The sequence below is a fragment of the Cryobacterium sp. MLB-32 genome, from assembly GCF_000738085.1.
Taxonomy (GTDB): domain Bacteria; phylum Actinomycetota; class Actinomycetes; order Actinomycetales; family Microbacteriaceae; genus Cryobacterium.
Genome location: NZ_JPRS01000535.1, coordinates 1 through 1,010, shown reverse-complemented (window position 1 = coordinate 1,010; position 1,010 = coordinate 1). Strand labels below are relative to the sequence as shown.

At 65.2% G+C, this 1,010-nt stretch carries 2 protein-coding genes; both read right to left on the bottom strand.

The window, feature by feature from the left end; translation table 11 throughout:
- A partial coding sequence (locus JF66_RS19815; RefSeq protein ID WP_035880607.1) for a TniB family NTP-binding protein occupies positions 1-558 on the bottom strand: 558 nt, incomplete at its 3' end.
- Between the two features lie 2 nt (positions 559-560).
- Positions 561-1,010, bottom strand: a 450-nt coding sequence (locus JF66_RS23320) for a Mu transposase C-terminal domain-containing protein (RefSeq protein WP_035880606.1), incomplete at its 5' end; no start/stop codon positions are given.

The following is a 1,010-nucleotide window of genomic DNA, read 5'->3' as shown; positions in this document are numbered from 1 at the left end:
GACGCCGATGATGGGGATGTGTAACTCGTTGCCGAGGAAACGCAGCAGATTGAGGAACTCCCGGCGGCTGCTGCCTGCCCCGGCCAGGACGTTGTGCAGCTCGTCGATGACGAGCATGCGCACACCCGTTGACCGCAACAGACTCAGCGACATCTGTTCCACCTCGGCCAACCGCCACCGGGGTTGAAGAGGCGCGCCCAGCGCGGCGAGGAGCGCGATATAGAACCGCAACACGGACGGCTCTGACGGCATCTGCACGCATAGCACGGCGATGTGTTCCCGGTCCGGCTCGGTCACCGGCAGGTGCCCGCGGCGGAACTTTTCCACGATCATCGACTTGCCATTGTTGGTTGGCCCCACCAGCAATAGGTTCGGCATCCGCGGCTTGTCGGGCCAGCCCAGCAGGGCCTCCAGCCGGGTGACCGTCTGCACCGCCTTGGGGTAGCCGATCCACCGGTCCGCTCGGATCAACTCCACACGCTCGCCCGTCGGCAGCCGTGCACTGCCGCGCACCGTCGGGTGCAGGTGAGACAAATCTGGTGCGACGTCGTCGGACATGGTCACCACTGCTCGATCTGATCGAATCCAGCCACCGTTATCGCTGGCGACGGCGCGTCCGGTGGCTCATCGTCCGGTGAATCCGGTGGCACTACGGTACCCGGGTTCTGGGCGCCGCTCGTCGCTACGGCAGCGGTGGTGCGGCGTCGTTCGGCGTCGCGGCGCATGCGTTTGGTGGTTTTCGACGCGGTGCTGGCGATGTCCCTCATCTGCCCGATCATGCGGAACAGGACTTCCTCATCTACCTGCGCGATGCCACGCTCGTGTAACCGGGCCAGGGCACGCTGATGCTCCCAGAGGCTCACAACCGGGTTCGCCATCGTCCGATACGGCACCTCAACATAGAGGTGCCCGTCAGGGTCCAGTACCCAGATCCGACTGAGGTCCCGCGGGTCCCGCCGGATCAGGAACGGATCCAACGTGTCGCGTCGGCTGATCCACGGTTTCAACGC